This window comes from Vitiosangium sp. GDMCC 1.1324 (genome assembly GCF_003044305.1).
Classification (GTDB): Bacteria; Myxococcota; Myxococcia; order Myxococcales; family Myxococcaceae; genus Archangium.
In genome coordinates this window covers 20,612-44,145 of the sequence record NZ_PZOX01000022.1, presented here as the reverse complement: position 1 = coordinate 44,145, position 23,534 = coordinate 20,612, and the positions used below count along the sequence as shown (strand labels likewise).

At 68.8% G+C, this 23,534-nt stretch carries 17 protein-coding genes; 10 read left to right on the top strand and 7 right to left on the bottom strand.

The genetic code is table 11. The features are described from left to right. Positions 1-25 precede the first annotated feature (25 nt). Positions 26-2,029 (bottom strand): TonB family protein, encoded by a 2,004-nt coding sequence (locus tag DAT35_RS44045; protein WP_108075329.1) that lies wholly within the window; start codon positions 2,027-2,029, stop codon positions 26-28. A gap of 233 nt (positions 2,030-2,262) precedes the next feature. Here DAT35_RS44045 and DAT35_RS44040 point away from each other — a divergent pair, with 233 nt between their 5' ends. From DAT35_RS44040 to DAT35_RS44015, 6 genes are read left to right on the top strand one after another with little or no spacing between them, the layout of a single operon-like run. Further along, a complete protein-coding gene (locus DAT35_RS44040) occupies positions 2,263-2,826 on the top strand; it encodes a chemotaxis protein CheW (RefSeq protein ID WP_108075328.1) in 564 nt (187 codons plus the stop codon). Between the two features lie 14 nt (positions 2,827-2,840). Next, positions 2,841-4,253, top strand: a complete 1,413-nt coding sequence (locus DAT35_RS44035) for a CheR family methyltransferase (protein ID WP_233262066.1) — start codon at positions 2,841-2,843, stop codon at positions 4,251-4,253. A gap of 43 nt (positions 4,254-4,296) precedes the next feature. Beyond that, positions 4,297-5,898, top strand: coding sequence for a methyl-accepting chemotaxis protein (locus DAT35_RS44030; protein WP_108075326.1), 1,602 nt, complete (start codon positions 4,297-4,299; stop codon positions 5,896-5,898). A 31-nt stretch (positions 5,899-5,929) separates the two neighbouring features. Beyond that, complete coding sequence (locus tag DAT35_RS44025) at positions 5,930-6,307, top strand: two-component system response regulator (protein ID WP_108075325.1); 378 nt, start codon at positions 5,930-5,932, stop codon at positions 6,305-6,307. 9 nt (positions 6,308-6,316) lie between these two features. Further along, complete coding sequence (locus DAT35_RS44020; RefSeq protein WP_108075324.1) at positions 6,317-6,892, top strand: chemotaxis protein CheW; 576 nt, start codon at positions 6,317-6,319, stop codon at positions 6,890-6,892. Between the two features lie 11 nt (positions 6,893-6,903). Then, positions 6,904-9,426 (top strand): response regulator, encoded by a 2,523-nt coding sequence (locus DAT35_RS44015; protein WP_108075323.1) that lies wholly within the window; start codon positions 6,904-6,906, stop codon positions 9,424-9,426. Positions 9,427-9,448: 22 nt separating this feature from the next. Here the strand turns inward: DAT35_RS44015 and DAT35_RS44010 are convergent, their stop codons facing one another. Beyond that, complete coding sequence (locus tag DAT35_RS44010) at positions 9,449-10,417, bottom strand: histidine kinase dimerization/phospho-acceptor domain-containing protein (protein WP_158502138.1); 969 nt, start codon at positions 10,415-10,417, stop codon at positions 9,449-9,451. A 246-nt stretch (positions 10,418-10,663) separates the two neighbouring features. Between DAT35_RS44010 and DAT35_RS44005 the strand changes: the two genes are divergently transcribed. Continuing rightward, entirely contained in the window at positions 10,664-12,739 is a 2,076-nt protein-coding gene (locus DAT35_RS44005; RefSeq protein ID WP_199243182.1) for an alginate lyase family protein, read from the top strand. 60 nt (positions 12,740-12,799) lie between these two features. Further along, the gene (locus DAT35_RS44000) at positions 12,800-14,125 is read left to right on the top strand and encodes a nucleotide sugar dehydrogenase (protein ID WP_199243181.1); all 1,326 of its coding nucleotides are present in this window, start codon (positions 12,800-12,802) and stop codon (positions 14,123-14,125) included. A 143-nt stretch (positions 14,126-14,268) separates the two neighbouring features. Here DAT35_RS44000 and DAT35_RS43995 read toward each other — a convergent pair whose 3' ends face one another. Then, positions 14,269-15,048, bottom strand: a complete 780-nt coding sequence (locus DAT35_RS43995) for an SDR family oxidoreductase (protein ID WP_108075321.1) — start codon at positions 15,046-15,048, stop codon at positions 14,269-14,271. Positions 15,049-15,127: 79 nt separating this feature from the next. Between DAT35_RS43995 and DAT35_RS43990 the strand changes: the two genes are divergently transcribed. Further along, positions 15,128-16,855, top strand: coding sequence for a TldD/PmbA family protein (locus DAT35_RS43990; protein ID WP_108075320.1), 1,728 nt, complete (start codon positions 15,128-15,130; stop codon positions 16,853-16,855). A gap of 204 nt (positions 16,856-17,059) precedes the next feature. Here the strand turns inward: DAT35_RS43990 and DAT35_RS43985 are convergent, their stop codons facing one another. The 3 genes from DAT35_RS43985 to DAT35_RS43975 all read right to left on the bottom strand — a co-directional run bounded on the left by DAT35_RS43985 (position 17,060) and on the right by DAT35_RS43975 (position 19,540). Then, positions 17,060-17,518, bottom strand: coding sequence for an MmpS family transport accessory protein (locus DAT35_RS43985; RefSeq protein WP_199243180.1), 459 nt, complete (start codon positions 17,516-17,518; stop codon positions 17,060-17,062). 246 nt (positions 17,519-17,764) lie between these two features. Next, a complete protein-coding gene (locus DAT35_RS43980) occupies positions 17,765-18,325 on the bottom strand; it encodes an ester cyclase (protein WP_108075318.1) in 561 nt (186 codons plus the stop codon). 321 nt (positions 18,326-18,646) lie between these two features. Further along, positions 18,647-19,540 carry a LysR family transcriptional regulator gene (locus DAT35_RS43975; RefSeq protein WP_108075317.1) on the bottom strand — a complete coding sequence of 298 codons (894 nt, stop codon included), beginning with the start codon at positions 19,538-19,540 and terminating at the stop codon, positions 18,647-18,649. 601 nt (positions 19,541-20,141) lie between these two features. Here DAT35_RS43975 and DAT35_RS43970 point away from each other — a divergent pair. Further along, positions 20,142-21,161, top strand: a complete 1,020-nt coding sequence (locus tag DAT35_RS43970; RefSeq protein ID WP_108075316.1) for a sensor histidine kinase KdpD — start codon at positions 20,142-20,144, stop codon at positions 21,159-21,161. Positions 21,162-21,181: 20 nt separating this feature from the next. Here DAT35_RS43970 and DAT35_RS43965 read toward each other — a convergent pair whose 3' ends face one another. Then, positions 21,182-23,410: a PAS domain-containing sensor histidine kinase gene (locus DAT35_RS43965; RefSeq protein ID WP_233262065.1), complete on the bottom strand. Its 2,229-nt coding sequence runs from the start codon at positions 23,408-23,410 to the stop codon at positions 21,182-21,184. Between the last annotated feature and the right edge of the window lie 124 nt (positions 23,411-23,534).

The window sequence follows — 23,534 nt, the reverse complement described above, 5'->3', positions numbered from 1 at the left end:
GAGCGGAGGGAAGGGGAGGGGACTCTCAGCGGCGGCGCGGGGCCACCAGCCGGATGCTGAAGGTGTAGTCCACCGCCACCGTCTTGCCCTGCAGGGTGATGGGCTTGTAGGTGCGCGATTGCAGGGCCTGCACCACCGCCTCGTTCATGTGCGGCAGGCCCTTGATGACGCGGCAGTTCTCCACCGAGCCCTTCTTGGTGATGACGCACCTGACGAGCATCGTCCCCTCCACGCGGGCCGAGAGCGCCTCGCGCGTGTAGACGATGTCCTTGCCCTCGACTTCCACGGGGCGCGGCATGCCGTCCTGGAAGGGCACCGGACCATCACCCGTGGGGGCCACACCCTTGGACAGCGCCATCACCGGCACCGCCAGGCTGCCCGGGGTCGCGGGCGCGGCCTTCTGCTCCACCTGCGACGGAGCCGACGCCGGTACGGGCGCGGGCGGCGGATCCGACTCCAGCATCACCGGCGCCGACATGGAGCCCGAGGCCGCCACCGTGGAGGACTCGCCCGCGGTGCCCGAGGCATGCTCCACCCGGCTCGCGGATGCACTCCGGCTGGAGCCGCCACCGCGCGCACGCTGCAGCTTCTGGGCGAACACCACCTCACCCGAGCCGCCGGTGATCACCGTCTCCGTCTGGTAGCCGTCGAGCGAGAAGGTGAACTCGGCGGTGACCGTGTCCTGGCCCTTCTCCTTGGGAATCTCCAGCAGCAGCGGCGTCGTGCCGCGCTCCTGGCCCTTGTAGACGACGCGCGCGCCCGTGGGCTGGCTCATCAGCCGGAAGCGCACCACCTGATCCGCCGTGGACTTCTCGGCGGGCGCCGCCACCTGGGTGATCGGGGCCACCGGCTCCGGCTTGGGCTTCGCGGAGGAGAAGACTCCCGAGGACAGCAGCAGGCCGCCGGTGAGGGCCACGGCGATGCCTCCGCCCACCAGGCCTCCGAGCAGCAGCGTGCGCCGACGCGCCTTCTGGATGTCGGGCGGCACGACCACGCTGATGTCCACCGCGATCGTGTTGTTCTCCGTCGGGGGCTCGCCCGTGATGCCGGCGAAGAGCGGCGTCTTGTGCGGCCCCGTGGTGTTCTGTCCCCCCGGACGCTTGAAGATGCCGCTGTGGCCGCCCGCCGCCATGCTGGCCCCGCGCATCGCCTCCAGCAGCTCGTCCATCGTCTGGAAGCGGTTCGCCGGATTCTTCTCCAGGCACTTGCGCACCAGCGATTCGATCTCCGGCGGCACGGGCACGTCCGGCCTCACGGAGCTGAACGCGGGCGGCAGCTCCTTGTGGTGGGCGAAGATGAGCTCGATGTGGTCCTTGGAGATGAACGGCGGCCGCCCCACCAGCATCTGGTAGAGCACCACGCCCAGCGAGTACACGTCGCTGCGCACATCGGACTCGTTGCGTGCCTGCTCGGGGGCCATGTAGGCCGGCGAGCCCAGGAAGGTGCCGCTCTGGGTGATCTCCGGGCTGGGCCTGTCGTCCGCGGCGGCGATGGACTTCACCAGTCCGAAATCCAGCACCTTCACGAGGTCCTGATCGGCCTCGTTGAGCAGCATGATGTTGGCCGGCTTTAGATCTCTGTGGACGATGCCCTGGTTGTGGGCCTCGCGCAGCGAGCGGCAGATCTGCTGGGCGATGCTCAGCGCCCGCGCCCAGGGCAGAAACCCCGACTCCGCCAGGATCTGCCCGAGGGTCCGCCCCTCCAGGTACTCCATGGCGATGTAGTAGATGCCGTCGTCCGTCTGCCCGTAGTCGATCACCGTCACCGTGTTGGGGTGGCGGAGCTTGGAGGTCAGCGAGGCCTCGCGCAGGAAGCGCTTCTGGAAACCGGGGTCCTTGCTGGTGGGGAAGTTGGGGTTGAGCACCTTGAGTGCGACCACCCGATCCAGGGGGGCCTGCTGGGCCCGGTAGACCCGACCCATTCCTCCCACGCCGATCGGCTCGAGGATGCTGAAGCGGCCGTTGAGCGTCCGCCCGATGAGAGGATCCGAGCCGCTGTCGCTCGGACCCTGCGAGTCGCCGGTCACCATGTTCGTTCTGCTCCCCCGGTCCATGCCTGGGTGGGAACCATTCGTAGGTTCGCCATGAAACCACATCTCCCGGAAACACGCGACTTGGTAGATGGGCGCTTGCCCGCTACCTGTCCGCTCCCCTTCACTGTGTGCTGGGGGAGCGGGCAGATGGGTGATGCCCGCATTGACGGGTCCCGCAATGTCGGACTACCGTCCAATTCTTCCCGCGGCGTTGTTCAGGCGGGCTCGCGATGGTCGATTCCCCTTCGATGATGGCTGAAGCCCAGGCGAGGCGTGCGTCGGTACAGAAACGCCTGGCGTTGCTGGAAGAGGAGATCGTCCGGCTGCGCCGGGAGTTGGCCACGCTCGGCGTGGATCAACGGTTGCCCGGTCTCTACCTCACGGTGGAAGTGGCCGGCTCTACCGCCCTGCTGCCCGTGGAGGCGGTGATGGAGGTGGTCCGGCTGGTGGCCATCGAGCCCCTGCCGGCGGCCCTCCCCCATGTGCGCGGCACCATGCTCTACCGGGGTACACCCGCGGTGGTGGTGGACCTGGCCGCGTTGCTCGGGGTGCCGCGGGAGCCGGATCTGGACGCGCACCTGGTCATCTGTGGCGGCGCGCGCACGGTGGCGGTGCTGGTGGATCGGGTGCGCGACCTCGTCGAGTCCCCGGTGTTGGTGGAGGGCTCGATCTCCGGCGAGACCTCCAACCCCTGGGACAGGACGGGGTTGATGGCGGGCTTGTGTCGTACCCCCGAGGGCATCCGCCCACTGCTCAGGGCCTCGGCCATCCTGGCCGTTCCGGAGGAGCCGTGAAGGATCCGGTGCGCGTGGAACGCCTCGATGAGGCGACGCTGGGCGGGCTCGAGTCCGTCCTGCGTGCCGCGTGCGGCATGGTGCTGGCTCCCAGCGTCCGCCGCTCGCTGGGCACCGCCCTCACGCGCGCCGCCGAGTCCCAGGGGATACCCACCTCCGACTTCCTCCAGCGGGTGCTGGCGCGCGACACCTCAGCCGTCGAGTCATTCATCGGCTACGCCGTCATCGGCGAGACGTACTTCTTCCGCCACCCCGAGCAGCTGCGCGAGCTGGGGCGTCTGGCCTCCACCCACCTGGGCTCCTTCCTGGTGTGGAGCGCCGGCTGCGCGAGCGGGGAGGAGCCCTACAGCATCGCCATGTCCCTGTTGGAGGCCGGCCTCTCCCCCGAGCACATCCGCGTGGTGGGGACGGATGTGTCGGGCCGGGCGCTCGAGAAGGCCCGGCAGGCCACGTACTCCCCCTGGTCCGTGCGGCGCATGGAGCCCGAGCTGGAGAAGCGCTTCCTCTCCCTCAAGCCGGAGTCCGTCACCGTGCCCGCCGAGGTGCGCGCCCGGGTGGAGTTCCGGCGTCACAACCTCGTGACGGATCCGCCGCCCGTCTCCAGCGCGAACGCCGTCTTCTGCCGCAACGTCCTCATCTACTTCCCGCCCGAGGTCATCCCCACGGTGATGGAGCGGCTCGTCCTGGCGCTCGCGCCTGGAGGGTGGCTCTTCCTCTCTCCCGCCGAGCTGCCCTTCTCCAAGGGCCTGGGGTTGGAGGAGCGCGAGGTGGATGGGCTCCCCGTGCTGCGCAAGCCCTTCCCGGGAGAGCGGATTCCCGAGCGGCCCTCCTCCCGTTTCGCTCGTTCCGGGCCCATCCGGGTCGTCGCGCGGTCCTCGAGCCCGTTGCGGCGGATGTCTCCTGCCCGGGGGACTCCGGCCATCTCCTCCCCGGTGCCCACGCCCGCCCCGGTGGCCCCGGCCTCCCAGGTGCCTCCACCCGCGTCTCCCATCCCGGCCGCCCAGCCGCCAGCCGGGCCCTCGGTGCCCCAGGTGATGGAGCAGGCGACGGCCGCGGCGCGCGCCGGCCAGTTCGATCTGGCCGAGGAGCTCGCCCTCATGGCCGCTCGCGAGCTGACGCCCGAGGCCTACCTGCTGCTGGCCATGATGTACGAAGGGCGGGGGGACGTGCAGGGGGCCGTGGCCGCGGTCCGCAAGGCGCTCTATCTGGAGCCACAACTGGCCATCGGTCATGCCATGCTCGTGGCGATGTACGGACGGTTGGGTCAGCCCGAAGAGGCAGAGCGGGCCCGGCGCAATGCGCTTCGTGCGATGGAAGGATTGGATGACGAGCACGTGCTCCGCGGAGTGGAGACGATGACGGTGGGCGGTCTGCGGAGCGCGCTCGTCGTGCCGGGAACGAAGATGGGAAAGTCGGGTGCGCGATGAGCGGCGCTCGTAGGAGCTGGGAGGTCCTGTGGAAGCCCAAGGCATGAGACCGCCCACCATCCAAAGGCTGGACATGCGTCGGCTCAGTCTGCGGACGAAGATGGTGGCCATCACCGGCGCGTCGGGGGCGCTGGTCACGGTCATCCTCGTGGCCGTCTTCTCGCTGCAGATGCGGGATTCGCTGAAGGCGGAGTTCGCCAAGCGCGCCGCGGCGGCGAGCCACGAGCTGGCCCACCACCTGGCCATCGCCACCTGGTCCCGGGACGAGGAGGGCTTGCGGCTCGCCACCGCCGCCACGCTCCGCAACAACCCGGACGTGGCCTACGTGGTGGTGCGTGATCGGCAGGGAGACATCCTCGGCCACGCCACGGTGGCGCGTCTGGTGAGCCCGGCGCTGCTGCCGGCCCTGGCTCCGCAGGCCAGCCAGCGAGAGCTCTACGTGGGCGGACGGCCGGTGCTGGAGACGTCCTCTCCCGTCTTCTTCGAGCCGCGCGCTCCGCGGACCGACGGCGCTCAGTTGCAGGTGGGCTCCGTGCAGGTGGGCCTGGAGCTGGACGTCCTCAATCAGGCCGTGTCGCGCATGGCCCTGCGGGGGCTCGGCCTGGGCCTGCTGGCGCTCGTCGGCTGCCTCGTGGCGGTGGCCTGGCTGTGCCGCATGCTCATCATCCCCCTGGAGCGCCTGGCGCTCGCCGCGGCCGGCATGGCCTCGGGAGACCTGCGGCAGCAGATTGATTCCAGCGGCACCGACGAGGTGGGCGACCTGGCGCGCAGCTTCGCCACCATGGCGGAGATGCTCACCAACCTGCTCAAGGACCTGCGCGGCGCCGCGGCGGACATGGAACGCGAGGCCACCAACGTGCTCGGCACCTCCTCGCAGCAGTCCGCCATGGCCAACGAGCAGGCCTCCGCCATCCACGAGACCGGCGCCACGGTGGCGGAGATCGCCCAGACGTCCAAGCAGGCCACCTCCTTCGCGGACACCGTCATCAGCGGCACCAGCCGCTCGGACGCCCTGAGCGCCGAGGGCCAGAAGGTCGTCGACGAGAGCGTGGCCGCCATGGAGAAGCTCAGCGAGCAGGTGAAGGCCATCGCCCTGGCCATCACCGACCTCAACGAGCAGACGCTCCAGATCGGCGACATCATCACCACGGTGAAGGACGTGGCCGAACAGTCCAACCTGCTGGCGCTCAACGCCTCCATCGAGGCGGCCAAGGCGGGAGATCAGGGCCGTGGCTTCGCGGTGGTGGCCATGGAGATGCGCACCCTGGCCGAGCAGTCGAAGATGGCCGCCAACCAGGTGCGAGCCCTGCTGGGCGAGGTGCAGAAGGGGACTCGTGCCGCGGTGACGGCCACCGAGGAGGGCAGCCGCCGGGCCCTGGCCGCCATGGAGCTGGCCCAGAGCGCGGGTGCCGCCATCAAGGGCCTGTCCGACCTCATCCGCGAGTCCTCGTCGGCGGCCCGGCAGATCGCCGGCAACACCCGCCAGCAGACCATCGGCGTGGAGCAGATCGCCGCGGCGATGAATGAGTTGACCATCGCCATGCAGGACAACGTGGAGGGGACCAAGCGCATCGAGCAGGTGGCGGGCAACCTCTCCAATCTTTCCAAACGCTTCTCCGACCTCGTCGGGAAGTACCAACTATGACCCGGGGCGTGTACGTGGAGGAATGGGCCGTATGAAGGTTCTCATCGTCGAGGACACGAAGACCATCACCAACCTCATCCAGGTGTACCTGATGGGGTGGGGACTGGAGTTCTTCGAAGCAAGCAATGGCGTGCAGGGGCTGGCGCGCGCCCGGGAGATCAAACCGGACCTGGTCATCTCGGACGTGCAGATGCCGGAGATGGATGGCTTCGCGCTGTGTGCGGCGGTGCGCGCGGATCCCATCCTCTTCGCCACGCCCTTCGTGATGCTGACCTCGCTCAAGGACGACGCGAGCCGGCAGCGCGGACGGCTGGTGGGTGCAAGCGCTTTCCTCAACAAGCCCGTGGCGGTGGATGATCTGCGTGAGAAGGTACGCAGCATCCTGAAGCTTCCCGCCAGCAAGTACTGACGAGGGGTCATGGCCGGCGACGAGTCGAGCGGGAAGATCGACTACACGGCACTGCGCCGCAAGCTGGACGAGGCGCAGGCCGTGCTCGAGGGCGCGCAGGTGCTCAGTCCTGAGCGCCGTCGCGAGGTGCTCGCCGAGCGTGCGCGCGCGCTGGCCGAGTCACGTCACGAGGAGCGCCGCGAGACGGTGTCGGTGCTCGCCTTCCGCGTGGGCGGCGAGCGCTACGCCGTGCCCATCGACGCGGTGGACCACGTGCTCGAGTCCAAGGGCCTGTGCCCGCTGCCGGGCGCGCCTCGGCACGTGCTGGGCGCGCTGGTATCCCGCTCGAGGGTGGTGCCGGTGTTGGACTTGCGTCAGGTGCTGGGTCTCGAGGGAGGCGTGTCGGATCTGACGCGCGTCGTCGTCGTGGAGGTGTCCGAGGAGTTCTTTGGTCTGGCGGCGGAAGAGGTGGACGGACGGCAGGAGCTGCCTCGCGCGGACCTGTCTCACCCTCCGCCAGGGCCTTTCACGTTCCTCACCCGGAATCGGCTGATGGTGCTCGACCTCGTGCAACTCAGCGATCCCTCCGTGGTGGGGCGGGGATAGGACTCGGACGCATGGATCCTCGGGTTCTGCGGAGCCTCTGGCCCATCTTCGCCGCGGAGACGCGCGAGCAGTTGCAGACCATCGGCACGGCCGTGCTGGGGTTGGAGCAGGGCACGGCCGATCAGGCCTCTGAACAGCTCACCGCCCTCAAGCGGGAGGTGCACAGTCTGAAGGGGTCCGCGGCCAGTCTGGGCCTGTCGGACATCGAGCAGTTGGTGCACGCCATCGAGGATGGGCTGGCGCGCTGCGCTCCCGGCCACGTCCCGCCTCCGGGCCTGGTGGAGTGCACGCTGCGGAGCCTGTCGGCCATCGAGTCCGCGCTCAATCGCGGGGACGCCGGTGAGATGCCGACCATCGAGGGCTTGGGGCCGCTGCTGTCCGCGCTCGGGCGGGGTGGTTTCGAGCAGGCCACCGAGTCCAAGCCCAAGGCGCCGGCGCACTTCCGGCGCGACGGGCTGCAGACGCTGGAGAAGCTGGAGTCGTCGCTGACCCGGCTGTGCTCGCCGGGCCTGGAGGACCGTCCGGGTGCCGTCTGGGAGGCGGTGGGCCTGGCCGAGCTGCTGAAGGCCGCGGCCAACACCGTCGGCATCTCCGCCGTGGAGTCGCTGGCGAGCTCCATCCGTGCTGGCTTCGCGCGCATGGAGGAGTCGGGTGTCGGCGCCAGCGTGGCGGCCTCGGACATCGCGGGCGCCCTGGTGCAGCTGCGCGGTGCGCTGGAGTCGTTGGCAGAGGAGGCTCCGGTTGAGCCCGCGATGCCCCAGGCCGAGCCCGAGGTGACGGCGCGCTCGGCGGCCGGCCGGCGTCAGCAGGACATGGACCGGGCGGTGCGCGTGTCCGTGCGGACGCTCGACTCCCTGGCACTGCAGGTGGAGCAGCTCGCGGCGGGCCGGGCGCAGCAACTGCGCCGCGCGGAGGCTCACCGCGAGCTGATGGAGCAGACGAACCAGGCCCTGCTGCAGTTGGAGCGCGCGGCCCAGCAGCTCGCGCTGTCCGGAGGCGGTGGGGCGCTGGAATCGCTCCGCGCCGGTGTGGGCCAGGTGCGCGGCGTGCAGAAGCGCCTGTTGCAGCTCTCCAAGGACGTGCACCGCGAGGGCGAGCAGCTCGCGCTGGTGGCCCAGGTGGTGCGCGACGACCTGAGAGATCTGCGCATGGTGCCGGCCTCTCAGATGCTGGAGCCGCTCAAGCGCACGGTGCGCGAGCTGGCCGCGCGGCTGGGCAAGGACGTGGAGCTGGTGCTCGCCGGTGGGGACGTGCGCATCGACCGGCGCATCGTGGACATCCTGAAGGATCCGCTGCTGCACCTGGTGCGCAACGCGCTGGACCACGGAATCGAACCGGCGGCCGAGCGCGTGGCCTCGGGCAAGACCGCGCGGGGGTTGCTCTCGGTGCGGGTAGAGCCTCGGGGGACGCGTCTGGCGGTGGTGGTGGAGGACGACGGCACCGGCCTGTCACCGGAGAATGTGAGGGCCACGGCCGTGCGCCGCGGACTGCTCACCGACACGGATGCCGCCAAGCTCACCGACACGCAGGCCGCGCGGCTCGTCTTCGAGCCGGGCTTCTCCACCCGCGAGCAGGTGACGGAGACGTCCGGCCGCGGCGTGGGTCTGGATGTGGTGCAGACCACGGCCACGCGCATGCAGGGCGCGGTGGACATCTCCTTCGAGAAGGGCCAGGGCACGCGCTTCACCATCGATCTGCCGCTGATTCTCGCGGGCGCGCTGGGGCTGCTGGTGCGCTCGGGCACGGCGGTGGTGGCCATTCCTTCGGACGCGGTGGAGCGCGTGCTCCGGCTGGCGCCGTCGGACGTGGGCACGGTGGCCGGACACGTGGTGTCCAACGTGGAGGGCGAGCAGCTTCCCTTCCATCCGCTCTCCGTGGCCATCGGCCAGCCCCGCCTGCCGCTGGCGCTCGAGTCGGGCAAACCGCAGACGGCGATGGTGCTGTCGCTCGGCGGCGTGCGCGCGGTGTTCGCCATCGACGCGGTGGTGGGGCAGCAGGAGATCGTCGTCCGCTCGCTGGGGCGGCACCTGCAGACCGTGACGCACCTGGCCGGGGCCGCCGTATTGGATGACGGCAGCGTGGTGCCGGTGCTCAACGCGCCCGAGCTGCTCCGGGTCGCCGCCGCTCCGATGATGCTGCGTACCACCACCGAGGTGCGCCGCTCGCACATCCTCGTGTGCGACGACGCGCTCACCACCCGCTTCGCCATCAAGTCGCTGCTGGAGATCGCCGGCTACTCGGTGGTCACCGCTGGGGATGGTGAGGAGGCGCTGGGCATCCTCGAGCGCACGCCTTGCCAGCTCGTGGTGAGTGACTGGCAGATGCCCCGGTTGGATGGCATCGGGCTCACCCGCCGCATCCGTGCCCATCCGAAGCTGTCGCACATCCCCGTCATCCTCTGCACGTCGCTGGACAGTCCGCAGGAGCGGGCCGCCGGTCTGGATGCGGGCGCGGATGGCTACCTCGTCAAGCGCGAGGTGGAGCGCGGCAAGCTGTTGGATCTCGTGCGTCAGCTCCTGCCCGCGAGCGCCTGAGCCCGCCGCTCACCTCCACGCCTCAAACCAGGAGGCGCGGCAACAGCAGGGTCAGCTCGAGCCGGGGCGACTCCTGCACGGAGAGCCGGGCCTCGCATCTCCGCGCGAGTCGCTCCAGGGTCTCGCGCGCGCGCTCCGGCAACGGACGCTCCGCTCGGGCCTGGACGAGCACCCTCCACCCCTGTGTCCCCTCCGGCACGTTCACCCGCAGCTCCACGTCCGAGGCTCGCGCTCCCGACAGCAGCCGCTCCAGGGTCCGGACCAGCAGGGCCAGCGCCGTCCGGGAGGCGCGGAGGCGCACCGGCTCCGAGGGCAGCTCCAACCTCACGGAGCGGTGCCGCCCGGGCCCGAAGGTGGCGCTCAACAACGGACGCAGATCCTCCACCGGCGCGTCCTCGCCCGTGGGCCTCTGCTGGAGGCGGACATTCATCTCTCCCGCCGCCCGGCTCATGCGCTCGAGGTAGCGCTGCATGGACGGGGTGAGCACGCCCGCCATGCCCTTGGTCATCATGTCGATGTAGCCCTGCAACACGAGCAGAGGCGTGCGCAGGTCGTGTGCCGCCCGGGACCAGGCCCGCTCCCGGTGTGCCAGCTGCTCCATCAGCCGTGCCCGCTCCTGGCGCAGCCGCGTGCGTTCGCACCGGGCCTCGTCCTCTCGGGACAGGGACGCCAGCAGCGCGCTGCCCAGCACCGCCAGCCGGGTGAGGCTCTGCCGATCCGAGGCGTCCACACAGGGCTCGCCCAGCACCAGCGTGGTGCGCCCCTCCTTCACGAGCTGCAACGGATGCGCATGCTCCAGCGCTGAAGGCGCCAGGCCCGCGATCGCCACGCGACAGCGGCCCGCGTACAGCGCGGCCCCGCTCGTCTCCGTGAGGTGCACCGCCGCCTCCACGAGCACATCCAGGCCCGTCCTCGCCCCGTGGTGCAGCGCCCGCTCGGCCACGGCCGAGACTGTTCGCTCCACATCGGAGGCGCTGACACGCCTACCCACTCGCCACCCACTCCAAGCACCCGCCTGCACATCAGGAGGAATGGCCACGGTGGGCCCAGGGCGCAACGCGGCCCTCCATGGGAACCCGAGGCGTGACGGACGGAAAACCCTTTCCCATTCCTCCATCTACCCACCCAACTTTTTTACTGGACTGCGGGGATTCCCAGGCCTCGAAACCGGCAATTCCCTCGGGGGCCGCTGGCCGACCAATTGCTATCGCTGACGTCCGGGATGGGACGGAGCGCGATGGGAACACTGGGATACTACTCGACGATCGCACGGCTCGCGCCGGGAGGACTCGCCCGAGGAGTGGCGCGGCGGGTCCAGGGGGTGGCGCGGCAGGCCCTCTACCGGAGGCGCGGGCGGCTCGATGAGCCGGGGCTGCTGGCGGCCTTCGGGGCCTCCACGACGGACGAGCTGGCCGCGCGGGTCTTGTCGGCGCGTCCCGGTCTGGCCTGGTGCGAGGTGGGGCAGAGGGCCTCCGTCCTGGAGGCGCTCGCGGCCCTGCCGGGTGCCGGGGCGCGAGCCCTGGAGCGGGCGCGAGCGGCCCTGAGGGGCGAGTTCGACGTCTTCGGCACACGCGTGTGCTTCGGCGAGGGCCGGCCGGTGGACTGGTCGAGGGATCTGGTGAGCGGCTACCGCTACCCGGTCGTCCCGGTGGAGCGGCTGCGGCTGGCGCAGCCGGGAGTGGATCCGAAGTACCCCTGGGTGCTCGGCCGGTTGGATTGTCTGGTGGCGCTCGGTCAGGGGTACTGGGTGGCGGACGACGAGGAGGCGCGGAGGACATTCGCCCGGGCCTTCGTGACGCGGACGCTGGACTTCCTCCTGGCCAACCCGGTGGGGCAGGGGGTGCACTGGACGTGCGCCATGGAGGTGGCGCTGCGAGCGGCCAACCTGGCGCAGGCGCTGGTGATGTTCTCGGACGCGCCCGAGGCGCACAGGCCGGAGTTCCTCGTGCCGGTGCTGGAGTCGCTGGCCGAGCACACCGCGTGGGTGGAGGCGCACCTGGAGGACCACGGGGCGGTGCCCAACAACCACCTCGTCTCCAACTACGTGGGCCTGCTGGTGGCGGGCCTGCTCTTCCCGGAGCTGCCGGACGCGCCGAGACAGGTGGCGCGAGCGGTGGCGGGGCTGCGGGCGCAGATGGCGGCGCAGGTGCACGCGGAGGGCACGTCCTTCGAGGGCTCCGTGCCGTACCACCGGCTGGCGGTGGAGCTCTTCACGCTCGCGCTCGTGGTGGCGCGCGGCCTGGGCGTGGAGCTGGGCGTGCGGTACGAGACACGGCTGCGCCGCATGTTCGCGGCCTCGCGCGCCTGGAGCTCCGAGCAGGGGCTGGCGCCGCAGGTGGGGGACAACGACTCGGGCCGGGTCTTTCCCTTCCAGGAGCGGGACTCGCGAGACCAGGGCTACCTGGCGCCCCTGGGGGCCGCGCTCTTCGGTGCCGCGGAGCTGGCCGAGGGGCCCTTCCCGGACGAGGCCGCCTGGCTGCTGGGACTGTCCGGGCTCGAGCGCTTCCAGTCGCTGCCACGCGCCAGGCCCGTGGAGTCGGTGAGCTTCCCGGCGGGAGGTTTCCACGTGCTGCGCGGGGCGGGGGCGGTGGTGACGGTGAGCGCCGGTGCGCAGGGACAGCGCGGGGTGGGCGGGCACAGCCACAACGACAAGCTCTCCTTCGAGCTGCACCTGGGCGGGCGCCCCATCATCGTGGATCCGGGCACGGGCACGTACACGCGCGAGCCCAAGGTCCGCAACGCGTTCCGCTCCACGGCCGCGCACAACACGCTGCAGGTGGACGGCCGGGAGCAGGTGCCGCTGGAGGCGGGCCGGCTGTTCGCGCTGCCCGAGGCGGCGCGAGCACGGGTGCAGGTGTTCCAGCCGGGGCCGGAGCTGGATCGCCTCACCGTGCGGCACGACGGCTACCGCACGCTGGCCTCGCCCGTGGGCGTGGAGCGCACCTTCCTGTTGGACAAGCGCGAGCGCGCGCTCGGGGTGACGGACGCGCTGGTGGGGGTGGGGGTTCACGACGTCGTGAGCCGGCTCCACCTTCCGGACCGCGAAGCGCGGCTGAGGGCGCCCACGCCGGAGGAGCTGACCCGGGCGCTGCGCGTGCCCGAGGCTCCGCGGCGCTTCGAGCCGCTCGGCGTGGAGTTGGGCCCGGCGGAGACACCGGTGGCGCTGGTGCTCTTCGCGGCGGGCATGGAACCGCGGTTGGAACCGTCCCGGTACTCGCCGGGGTACGGCCTCGTGGTGCCGTCGCAGGTGGTGGTGTTCGGGGTGCGGCTGTCGCCCCCGGTGTGGCTGAGGTGGGTGGTCGTCTTCAGGTGAAGGCAACGGACGGGGCGTGACGGGGGGACCCGGCATGCCTTCATAGGAGAGGTAAGTCAGATGCGCGTGATGGTGAGCCCGCTGCTGGAGCGGATCCGCCGGCGGGAGGCGAGGGTGGGTGTGGTGGGGATGGGCTACGTCGGGCTGCCGCTGGGGATGGCGTTCGCGGAGGCAGGCTTCCCGGTGACGGGTCTCGACGTGGACACGCGGAAGGTCAACAGCATCGGCAAGGGGGAGAGCTACATCAAGCACATCCCGAGCGAGCCGCTGAAGGAGCTGACGAGCAAGGGCAAGCTCAAGGCGACGACGGACTTCGCGAAGGCACGGGAGCTGGACTGCATCATCATCTGTGTGCCCACGCCGCTCACGGCGTCGCGTGAGCCGGACATGAGCTACATCGTCAAGACGGGCGAGATGTTGTCGCCCCACGTGCGGCCCGGGCAGCTCTTCATCCTGGAGTCCACCACGTACCCGGGGACCACGGACGAGGTGCTCAAGCCGCTGTTGGAGAAGAGCGGTCTGAAGGCGGGCGTGGACTTCCACCTGGCCTTCAGCCCCGAGCGCGAGGATCCGGGCAACAAGAACTTCAACACCAAGACGATCCCGAAGATCGTCGGCGGCCATACGCCGGCGTGCCTCGAGGTGGCGCAGGCCCTCTACGCCAGCGCACTGAAGGAGACGGTGGCCGTGTCCTCCACGCGGGTGGCCGAGCTGGCCAAGCTGCTGGAGAACATCTTCCGGTGCGTGAACATCGCCATGGTCAACGAGATGAAGATGCTCTGCGACCGGATGAACATCGACGTGTGGGAGGTCATCCAGGCAGCGGGGACGAAGCCCTTCGGCTTCATGCCCTTCTACCCGGGCCCGGGCCTGGGCGGACACTGCATCCCCATCGATCCCTTCTACCTGACGTGGAAGGCGCGCGAGTACGAGTTCCACACCAAGTTCATCGAGCTGGCCGGCGAGGTGAACCAGCAGATGCCGTACTACGTGGTCACCCGGACCATGGAGGCGCTCAACAAGAACAAGAAGACGCTCAACGGGGCGAAGGTGCTGTGCCTGGGAGCGGCATACAAGAAGGACATCGACGACATGCGCGAGAGCCCGAGCCTGCGGGTCATCTCGCTGCTCAAGGAGAAGGGCGCGGAGGTCGACTACCACGACCCATACGTGCCCCGGCTCGAGGAGGGTCACGGCTTCCACTACGCGATGAAGTCGGTGCCGCTGCACCCGGAGACGATCGGCCAGTACGACGCGGTCCTCATCCTCACGGACCACTCGAGCATCGACTACAACATGGTGGTGAAGCAGTCGAAGTGCGTCGTCGACACGCGCAACGCCTGCAAGAACGTGGGACCGGGGCGCGAGAAGGTCACCAAGGCCTGAGGTAACGCCGGCCGGCCCGGTTGCCGTCCGGTGACGCAGGAGGCTCCGCCGAGGCGCCAGGAGGGAGGGGGGGCGCTGGGGCGGGGCCTCCGTTTTTTCGAGCGGGGAGGGGCGGCGATGCACGAGCCGCTCCTCCCTGTGTCTCACGGGCGCTTGACGCCCGGTGCTCCGGGCTCGGGGATGGCTAGGTCCTCGGAGGAGTAGTACGCGATGACCTGCTGGCGATACTCCGGCCGCGAGTACACGTCGGGACGGGGCCGCTCGATCACCTCCACGAGGACGGAGGCGGTCTCCTCGACGGACTGAGCGCCGGGAATCTTGCGCGAGTCCATACCGCCCCCGAGCGCGTTCACCCCGAACTCGGTGGCCACCACGCCCGGCAGGAAGGTGGTGACGTGGATGCCCGGGTAGCGCTCGCGCAGCTCCTGGCGCAGGTTGGTCGTGAGCGCGTTGAGCGCGTGCTTGGCCGCGTTGTAGGCCGAACGCACGGGGACATACGGCACCCGCCCCAGCATGGACGACACGTTGATGATGTGCCCGCGCCCGCGCGACTGGAAGTGCGGTAGCACGGCCTGGATGCCATAGAGCGCCGACTTGACGTTGACGCGCATCATCTCGTCGAAGTCCTCGTCGGTGAGCTCGGAGACGAGCTTGCTGATGCCTCGCCCCGCGTTGTTCACCCAGACATCCACCTGTCCGAAGCGGGCGAGCGCCGCGTCCATCACGCGCTGGACGTCCTCACGCCGGGAGACGTCGGCGACGACCGGCAGCGCCTCGGGCCCCACGCGCGCCGCCACCTGGCGCAGCTCGGGTTCGCGCCGCGCGGCGAGCACCACCTGCCATCCCTTCCTGCCCGCCTGTTCCGCCAGGGCGGCGCCGATGCCCGCGCTCGCTCCGGTGATCACCACCACCTTCTTGTCCATGAATGCCTCCTCGCTGGGCCAGCGGTCTCTCAGATAGGACCCGGGGACGCAAGCCATCCGGGCGAGGTAGAGTCGGGCCGTGCGAACCCGAAACTGGCCAGTCCTTCCGCTGCTCGCCGCTTCCGTCCTCCTCACCGCCGCCGCGCCCGCGCCGGACCCGCGGGTGAGCCTGTTGGACGCGATGGCGGAGGAGCTCCAGCGCAACCAGCAGCAACTCAAGCTGCAGAACCACGAGCCTCCGTACTTCATGAGCTACCAGCTCAAGGATGCGGAGCAGCAAGGCATCGTCGCCCGGTACGGGGCGATCTTCTTCGATGACACGTCCCGCGAGCGCAAGCTGTACGTGGACGTGCGGGTGGGCTCGTACGACTTCGACAACTCGGGCCCCGAGGAGTACGACTTCTTCGGCGGAGGCAGGGGCTCCAGCTACATCGCCAACAAGGACGCGCCCCTGGATGACTCGCCCCTGGCGCTGCGCACCGCGCTGTGGCTGGTGACGGACGAGAAGTACAAGGCCGCGCTCTCCCAGTTCCTCAAGAAGAAGGGCGACAACGTCTACGCGGTGGAGGATCCGAAGCAGGCCCCGTCCTTCTCCAAGGAGAAGCCGGTGAAGTACGTGCAGTCGCCGGTGGCCTACCCGTTCGACCATGAGCGCTGGACCCGGGTGGCGCGCGAGGTGTCCGCACGCTTCAAGGCGCACCCGGAGATCTTCGACTCGGAGGTGCGGGTGACGGCGGACCGGGTGAAGCGCCTGTTCGTGTCCACCGAGGGCGGCCGCATCGTGACGGAAGAGACGATGTACGGGCTGCACGTGACGGCGGTGACGCGTGCGGACGACGGACAGCTGCTGGACGACTCGCGCAACTACTACGCACCCACCGAGGCGGGACTGCCGGACGAGAAGACGGTGAACGAGGCCGCCTCCAAGGTCATCGAGGAGCTGCTGGCGCTGCGCAAGGCGCCGGCGATCGACCCGTACACGGGGCCGGCGATCCTCGCGCCCGAGGCGGCGGGCGTGCTCTTCCACGAGGCGGTGGGGCACCGGCTGGAGGGAGACCGGCAGGATGGAGACGGGGAGGGGAAGACCTTCAAGGGCCAGGTGGGCAAGCAGGTGCTGCCCACGTTCATCAGCATCGTGGACGATCCGACCGTGCGCTCGCTCCAGGGAGAGCCGCTCAACGGCTTCTACGAGTACGACGAGGAGGGCGTGAAGGGACAGCGCACGGTGCTGGTGGAGAAGGGCGTGCTGAAGAGCTACCTGGTGTCGAGGCGGCCGCTGGAGGGCTTCCTGCAGTCGAACGGACACGGGCGCAGCCAGGGCACGCGCAAGCCGGTGGCGCGCATGGCGAACCTCATCGCCGAATCGACGAAGCAGGTGGATGACGCGGAGCTGAAGAAGCAGCTCATCGCGGAGGCGAAGCGGCAGGGCAAGCCGTACGGGCTGATCATCCGGGACATCACGGGAGGGAACACGAACACGTCGAGCTACGGGTACCAGGCATTCAAGGGAGTGCCGAGGATGGTGTACCGGGTGGACGTGAAGACGGGGCAGGAGACGCTGGTGCGAGGAGTGGAGATCGTGGGGACGCCGCTGTCGTCGGTGAACCGGATTTTGAGCACGGGCCGCAAGCAGGGCGTGTTCAACGGTTTCTGCGGAGCGGAGAGCGGGAACGTGCCGGTGTCGACGGTGGCGCCGGCGGTGCTGCTGCAGGAGATCGAACTGCAGCGCGCGATGGAGGGCAAGGATCGCCCGCCCATCCTGGTGAGCCCGGCGGCGAGCACCACCGCGAGCGGCGAGGTGAAGTAGGGCCAAGGGGAGACAGGCTCAAATCCTGTCTCCCCGACCATCTAAGCAGTCGGAATCATTCGGTTACGGGCTGGAGGACTTCTGGGTCTCCAGCCCGTCTCCATTTCTGGCACCTTTCTCCTGCGTCTGTCGCAGGACTCGTTTCGCCCGTGTGCCACCCGGTTCGGGAGGAAGAGCGCGGGCGGCACGTCCGGTCTTGATTCGTCAGTTCACGGTCGTGCTCTGCAATTGCTCACACACATTGTTCTTCGACACCTTGACGCTGGTGCTGCTCCCTCCAGAGAGGGATTTTCCCTCGCCGCTATACTTCACCTCGAAGTGCCCGTTGGTCACCGAGCCCTCCATCGCAATCCCCACGTTCTGGTCGGAGTAGAGGGAGACGGTCTTCGTCCACGGCAGGGTTGGGTTCTCCACGACCTTCGGGGTCGAGGGACCGTCGTAGTAGTAGATCTTCGTGATCGTCCCTTCCCCGCTTCCGGTGACCTCATACGTCACGGTGTACTTCAGGCTCCCCGTGAACCCGTCGGCGAGCTGGGTAACGCCGGTCTCCATGTTGCAATCCTTGGGCTGGAGCTCCTCCGGCTTCTTCTCGGAACCACCACAGGCCGCCAGGGCCAGACCCATCGTTGCGAGGCATGTACGAGAGAAAGAACTCAGACGCATGTGTTTCCTTGAGTGATGCACGCGACAGTGCGTGCGGCACCCAGGACGAACAGCACTGGCATTGATTACAGATTTTTCGTGCAGCCCGCGGCTCTTTTCTTCGTCCGCCCGAGGGGGCAGACAACTCGTAAGGGATAACTCATAAGGAAAAAGGCCCCAGGTCTGGAGATCCTGGGGCCCTGAACACGGCCTTCCGAGCCGCCCAGTCGCAAAGTGAAGAAACCCCTGCCGGAGGGTGCGGCGTGCCTACTCCGCAAGTCCGAGCTGCTTCATGAACGTCTGGTTGTCCCAGAACAGGTACTCCTCGACCATGACGCCATCCTTCCACCGGCCCACGGTATTCATCACCAGCTTGAAGGGCTTTCCGGTGGGGGCGATGCTCGAGCCATCGGGGAGCGGCATGGGCTGGGTGAAGGTGCCTTCCATCTCTCCGATGACGCTGGTCCACTCGCCGGTGCCGAACTTGATGGGGTGCACCAGGATGCGCGTATCCGGTGCGTACACGAACATCGCCTTCAGGTCCTCGATGTGGACGTCGATGCCCTGTGTCTGATGCCCATCGGGCCAGTGGACGATGACATCCTGCGAGTGGCTGTGGTGGAGCTGGTCCCACTTCTGGCCCGTGAACACGTCGAAGTCGAGCGCATCGAATGTGACGAGGTGCTCGCCCACCTGTCGCTCGTTCTCCTGGTACCGCTCCAATTCCTGCTCCGGGGTGGCACAGGCGGCGGAGCCCAGCAGCGCCAGTGCGGCCAACGAGGTGCGGAGGGGCAGGCGGGACTTCTGCGGGGTCTTGTTTGTCTTCATGGTCGTTCCTTTCGTGGGGGCAGCACGCCGGGCCGGGCCCTGCTCCGTGCTGGTCGAAAGGCAAGATGCCGTTGTTGCTCTCCTACAACTAGAAGACCTCGAAGCACATCACTGTTGCTGGATTGGAACGGAGAACGACGCAGGAGCCGATTAGCGCGTTCCACCCCGGGAACGGTGATTTGTCCGGCGCGGCCCTGGTGGAACGACGGCCCGCTGAGCATGATCTCCCCATGTCTTTTGGGGGCCGCGATGCGGTGCGCTTCCCGGTGAGCGGATTCGATCTCGGCTCGCTGTCGATGCGCTCGGTGCTCTTCGGCTGATTCAGCCTCCGGCGGAGGGGGCCGAGAGCGGCCGTCCTCTGAGGAACTCGAGCAGGAAGTCCCGGAAGGCGGACACCTTCCTCGGGAGATGCTGGGTGCGCGGGTGCAGCATCACGAGCGTGGTCGACGGTTGCGTGTAGCGCGGCAGCACGCGGACGAGCTGCCCGGACGTCACGTCCGTCTGGGCGAGGAACGTGGGGAGGGGCGCGATTCCCGCCCCTGCCTTCACCGTCTCGCGGATGAAGAGCATGTCGTCGGCGAGCACGTGCGCATGCCTCTCCGAGAGGCCCAGCTCGTTGAGGTGTTTCAGTCCCCGGAACGCGACGAAGTCGTGTTGGGCCAGGTCCTCGGGTGTGCGGGGGGTCCCACGGCGGGCGAGGTACGTCGGCGAGGCGAAGAGCTGCACGTCGAGCGCCCCGAGCTTCCGGACCATCAGTGACGAATCCGCCAGCTTCGTTCCCGAGGCGCGCAGTGCGAGATCGAACCCCTCCGCCACCAGGTCCACGTTCCGGTTCGTGAGGCGGCAGTCGACCCGCACCGAGGGGTAGCGCGCGGTGAAGCGGGCGATGACCTCGGACAGGAAGGTTGCGCCCATGTCATGCGGCGCGGTGAGCCGGAGTTCGCCGGAGGGCTCCTCCTCCCGCTCGGGCAGGGTGCCGACGGCTTCCTTCAGCGAGGCGAGCAGAGGAGCCGCCCGCTCGTACAGCGCGGCACCAGCAGTGCTCAGCGACACGTGGCGGGTGGTGCGGTGGAGCAACTGTGTCCCCACCGACGCCTCGAGGCTCGCCACGCCCCTGCTCACGGAGGACTTGGGCAGCCCGAGCTTGCGGGCCGCTTCCGAGAAGGTGCCGGTCTCCGCGACGGCCACGAAGAGTCCGAGGAGGTTCAGATCCATTGTTCCACCGGTGGAATGGTCCATTGCGGGTTGGACCGCTCTTGCCTGTCAGGGCAACAGTCATCATAGGACTTGGAGGGTCTGCCTTGCGCGGGCGAGAGGTTGCCGCGAGCAGCTCGAGAGGGTGCAACCCTCAGCCGAGAGTTACTCCCAGAGCTCCTGCTGCGGTGGCCCCAGCGCCGGGGCCAGGCGCGGCGGCTGCTCGGGCAGCTGACCGCATGAACACCGAGTAGACGTTGCTGGAGGTGCCTTGCACCCAGCTCAGCTTCGGGTGATCTCCGGGCCACCCATCCGCGCCGGAGCCCTGGGACATGATGTCTCCCGCGTTGGATTGCTTGGTGGGGAGCTCCGCCCGCGCCACACCTGCCAGGAGCAGGCGAACACGTCTCCATCGTGCCTGTTCACGCCACGACGTGCGCTCGGCCTTCCGGGGTCGTGTCTCTTGCAGCGCAGGTGGGTGCACCTACCTTCCTGTCGGCGCGTCGTGGGTAGTGAACGCGCCTCGGGCGTGCCGGAGGCAGGCGCATCCGGACCGGGAGCGCGCCCGGGGAGACGACGTTCCATTTCACACCACCGGTCGCTCCCCAGCAGGAGGCACGTCGTGCGACCTGAAACGGAGCAACATGAGGGAGTCGAGCCACGGGGCTGGCCAACGGACGCCATCGCGGCAGCCGCGCTGCGTCGCGAGGTGCCTCGCTGGCGTTCCGCAAGGACCTATATCGCCATCGGCGCGCTTCTCGGATTCGGGGCACCTGTCGGCTTCATCGCGCTCAAGCGCATCCTTCAGGGGAGACGCCCCGGGCGCCGGTGGCTGACCTCGGCGCTGGCCGACCAGGGCCTGGCGTTGGTCTACATGGGCATCTCGACGCCCATTGTCTTCGGCCTCTTTGGCAGGGCGCTCGGTCGCCGCGAAGAAAACCTCCACATCTCCGCGGAGCACCTCAAGCAACTGCGCGACGAGTTTGCGGCCGTGGTGGCCCATGGCCTGCGCAACCCCCTGCAAGCCATCTTGCTCCAGGTGCAGGCGCTCCTTCGGGATGCTCGCGACGGCGAGGCGAAGGTCCCCGTTTCGACACTCGAGCGGCTGGAGCGCGGGACAGACCGTATCGGGCAGATGGTGGACGATCTGCAGGATGCGACAAGCATCGAGGCGGAACGCTTGTCATTGCGGCCCCAGGCGGTCTCCCTACCCGAGGCGGTGAATGCGCTCATCGCTCGAATCCGACCCACGCTGGGAAATCACCCCATCGAAGTCCAGGTCGAGCGCGCGCCACCGCCCGTGCGTGCGGACCCCACGAGGCTGGAGCAGATCCTCACGAACCTCATCGAGAACGCCGCGAAATACTCGGAGGAGGGAGCCCCGATCTCCGTCCACATCTGCCCCGCGGGTTCGGGCGCGATGATCTCGGTGAAAGATCAGGGTCCTGGAATCCTCCCGGATGAGCTGCCGCTGCTCTTCGATCGCTTCTACCAGTCGCAGCGTGCGCGTGAGAAGAAGACCGGGCTCGGGCTCGGCCTCTACATCACCAAGGGGCTCGTGGAGGCGCACGGAGGTCACATCGAGGTTCACACCGAAATCGGTCGCGGAAGCATCTTCTCGGTGTGGCTACCGAGGGTTTGAGGTGGGGCTGAACCTCAACCTCACTCTGAGGAGGTCAGGGGCAGCTCCAGCAGGAAGGTGGCCCCGTGCCCCAACCCCTCGCTGTGGACCGTCAGCGAGCCGCCCAGCTCCTGGGCGGCCAGCGCGCTGGAGTGCAGGCCAAAGCCGTGACCGTCCTGGCGCGTGGTGAAGCCGTACTGGAAGATGCGCGTGAGCAGCTCCGGCGCGATTCCCACGCCGGAGTCTCGCACCTCGATGCGGACGCGGCCGGCGGAGGACTCCAGCTTCACCTCCAGCCTCCGCGCCTCCGGCGGCACCCCATCCATGGCGTATTTGGCGTTGCTGAACAGGTTGACGAGGATCATCAACACCTTGTGCTTGTCGGTGAGCGCGGGAGGGAGCGGGGCCAGTTGCCGCTCCACCTTCACCTGATGGCGGGAGAGACCGGCCTCGTTGATGCGCAGGGCGTCCTCCACCAGGTCCGCCAGGTTGACCGGCTCCTGGAGCCGCGGCATCCGGGCGTGGGTCTGCTGCACCTTGACGATGTCTCCGATGTGCTCGGTGTACCGGCCGATGTCGTCGAGCAGCTCGAGGATTTCCCCGCGCTCGTCCACCAGGTTCTGCCCCAACCTGTCCAGGAAGGGGACGAGGTGCCGCCCGTGCTCGTCCTGGGTGAGGAAGATCGCGAGCTCGCCCTGGTGCACCTGGAGCATGTGGGCCACCCGGCCCACGTGCGCGATCCTCATCCCGCTCATTCGCTCCCGGGCGAGCTGGGCCGAGGTGTAGACGCTGTTGAGGACATTGCCCACGTTGTGCAGCACGTTGGTGGCGATCTCCGCCATGCCCGCCTGCCGCGCCGTCTTCACCAGCTGCTGGTGGACGTCCTTCAGCTCCCGGGTGCGCTCCTCGACACGGTGCTCCAGGCCCTCGTTGGCCTGCCGCAGGGCCTCCTCGCGCTGCCGGACCTCCCGGACCATACTTTCGAAGGACTGGGCCAGCTGCCCCAGCTCGTCCTGGCGCGAGGTCTCCAGGGAGACCCCGAAGTCGCCGGCCGCCACCTGTGCCGTGGCCTGGGAGAAGGCCTGGAGCGGACGGGAGATCTGATCCCTGAGCACCCAGGACATGATGATCAGCTCCAGGACCAGCGACGCGAGGCCGAACAGCAGCACATAGCGCGCGGCTTGGATGGCCTTCGAGGACACCACGCTCTCGGGCAGCACCGTGATGAAGTTCCATTCCGGGCCCCGCAGCCGCGCCACGGCGACGTACTCGCCGTACTCGGGCAGCTCCACCACGGTCTGCCCGGGCGCACGGCGCTTCAACGCTTCGAAGATGCTCCGCAGATGGGCCTGCTGCTCCCCGGTGGGGAGCCCTGTCTGCGAGCCCTCCGTTTTCACGGGAGTCAGGACGTTGTAGCCGCCCGCGACGCTATCCAGCTTCACATCGGGATGGGCGATGAGCTCGCCATCATCGCGGAAGATGAGGTTGTAGGCGCCGGGCAGGTGATCGACGAGGGTGCGTGAGAGCAGCTCGTCCACGAGCACGTCGTTGCCGAGCGTCGCGACATGGTGGCCGTCCACGTCCACCGGGGTGACCGGCGAGACCAGCCATTTCCCGGAGGTGTCGTCCTTGTAGCTGCGGGTCCAGGCCATCTGCCGCAGGGGGTTGTCCTGGGTCCGGCTGATGAGGAAGTACTCGAAGGTGAGTATCGGGAAGTCGGCTCCGACGTCCTGGGTCCAGTTGGGGATCTCCGGCCAGTAGAGCACGTTCACCCCTTCCGTCAGCATGAAGAAGGTGTCGATGAGGCGGGTGCGGAAGGCGGGCCCATATTGGGCGACCACGTCATACGCGGCCAGGAGCCGGCGGCGGAACCCGATATCGGCATTCACGCCCGGGGCGACCCAGACGCCCGGCATCCGCGTCCCATCGAAGCCCTGGCGCCGGCAGCGGATCGTCCCGTCGGGCCGGAGCTCGAACAGCTTGTCGAAACGGGGGTTGGGATCCTCCTGACTCAGCTCGCGGAGCCGTTCCTCGAAGGCCTTCTTGAGGAGGGCGTGGGAGTCCTGCGCGAAGACGAAGATGGCCTGCTCTCGCTGGCCGCGCTCCTCGACATGCCGCGCCAGGTGCTCCAGGCTCTCCTCGCGCATGGTGTTGAGGATGTGGATGTAGCTGACGAGGGTAGTCAGGGCGATGACCACCCCGATGCGCACCGCCATGTTGATGAGCGTCGAGCGCGCGAGGGTGGGGCGGGAATCTGTTGGACGGATCATGAGAGATAGCACGCGAGCGGCCTGCGACTGACATCCACCAGGGAGCCAGAACACATTCAAGTGCATCGGACCGTCGAAAGCCATGTGCCGTCAGGCTTCTCCCAGACGGGGTTCACGGAGGGGA

Coding starts and splice junctions, on each gene's coding strand:
- DAT35_RS43980 (WP_108075318.1), bottom strand. CDS start 18,325: ATGAAGACAAACAAGACCCCGCAGAAGTCCCGCCTGCCCCTCCGCACC.
- DAT35_RS44040 (WP_108075328.1), top strand. CDS start 2,263: ATGGTCGATTCCCCTTCGATGATGGCTGAAGCCCAGGCGAGGCGTGCG.
- DAT35_RS44025 (WP_108075325.1), top strand. CDS start 5,930: ATGAAGGTTCTCATCGTCGAGGACACGAAGACCATCACCAACCTCATC.
- DAT35_RS44015 (WP_108075323.1), top strand. CDS start 6,904: ATGGATCCTCGGGTTCTGCGGAGCCTCTGGCCCATCTTCGCCGCGGAG.
- DAT35_RS44020 (WP_108075324.1), top strand. CDS start 6,317: ATGGCCGGCGACGAGTCGAGCGGGAAGATCGACTACACGGCACTGCGC.
- DAT35_RS43985 (WP_199243180.1), bottom strand. CDS start 17,518: ATGCGTCTGAGTTCTTTCTCTCGTACATGCCTCGCAACGATGGGTCTG.
- DAT35_RS43975 (WP_108075317.1), bottom strand. CDS start 19,540: ATGGATCTGAACCTCCTCGGACTCTTCGTGGCCGTCGCGGAGACCGGC.
- DAT35_RS44000 (WP_199243181.1), top strand. CDS start 12,800: ATGCGCGTGATGGTGAGCCCGCTGCTGGAGCGGATCCGCCGGCGGGAG.
- DAT35_RS44030 (WP_108075326.1), top strand. CDS start 4,297: ATGAGACCGCCCACCATCCAAAGGCTGGACATGCGTCGGCTCAGTCTG.
- DAT35_RS43995 (WP_108075321.1), bottom strand. CDS start 15,048: ATGGACAAGAAGGTGGTGGTGATCACCGGAGCGAGCGCGGGCATCGGC.
- DAT35_RS43965 (WP_233262065.1), bottom strand. CDS start 23,410: ATGATCCGTCCAACAGATTCCCGCCCCACCCTCGCGCGCTCGACGCTC.
- DAT35_RS44005 (WP_199243182.1), top strand. CDS start 10,664: ATGGGAACACTGGGATACTACTCGACGATCGCACGGCTCGCGCCGGGA.
- DAT35_RS44045 (WP_108075329.1), bottom strand. CDS start 2,029: ATGGTGACCGGCGACTCGCAGGGTCCGAGCGACAGCGGCTCGGATCCT.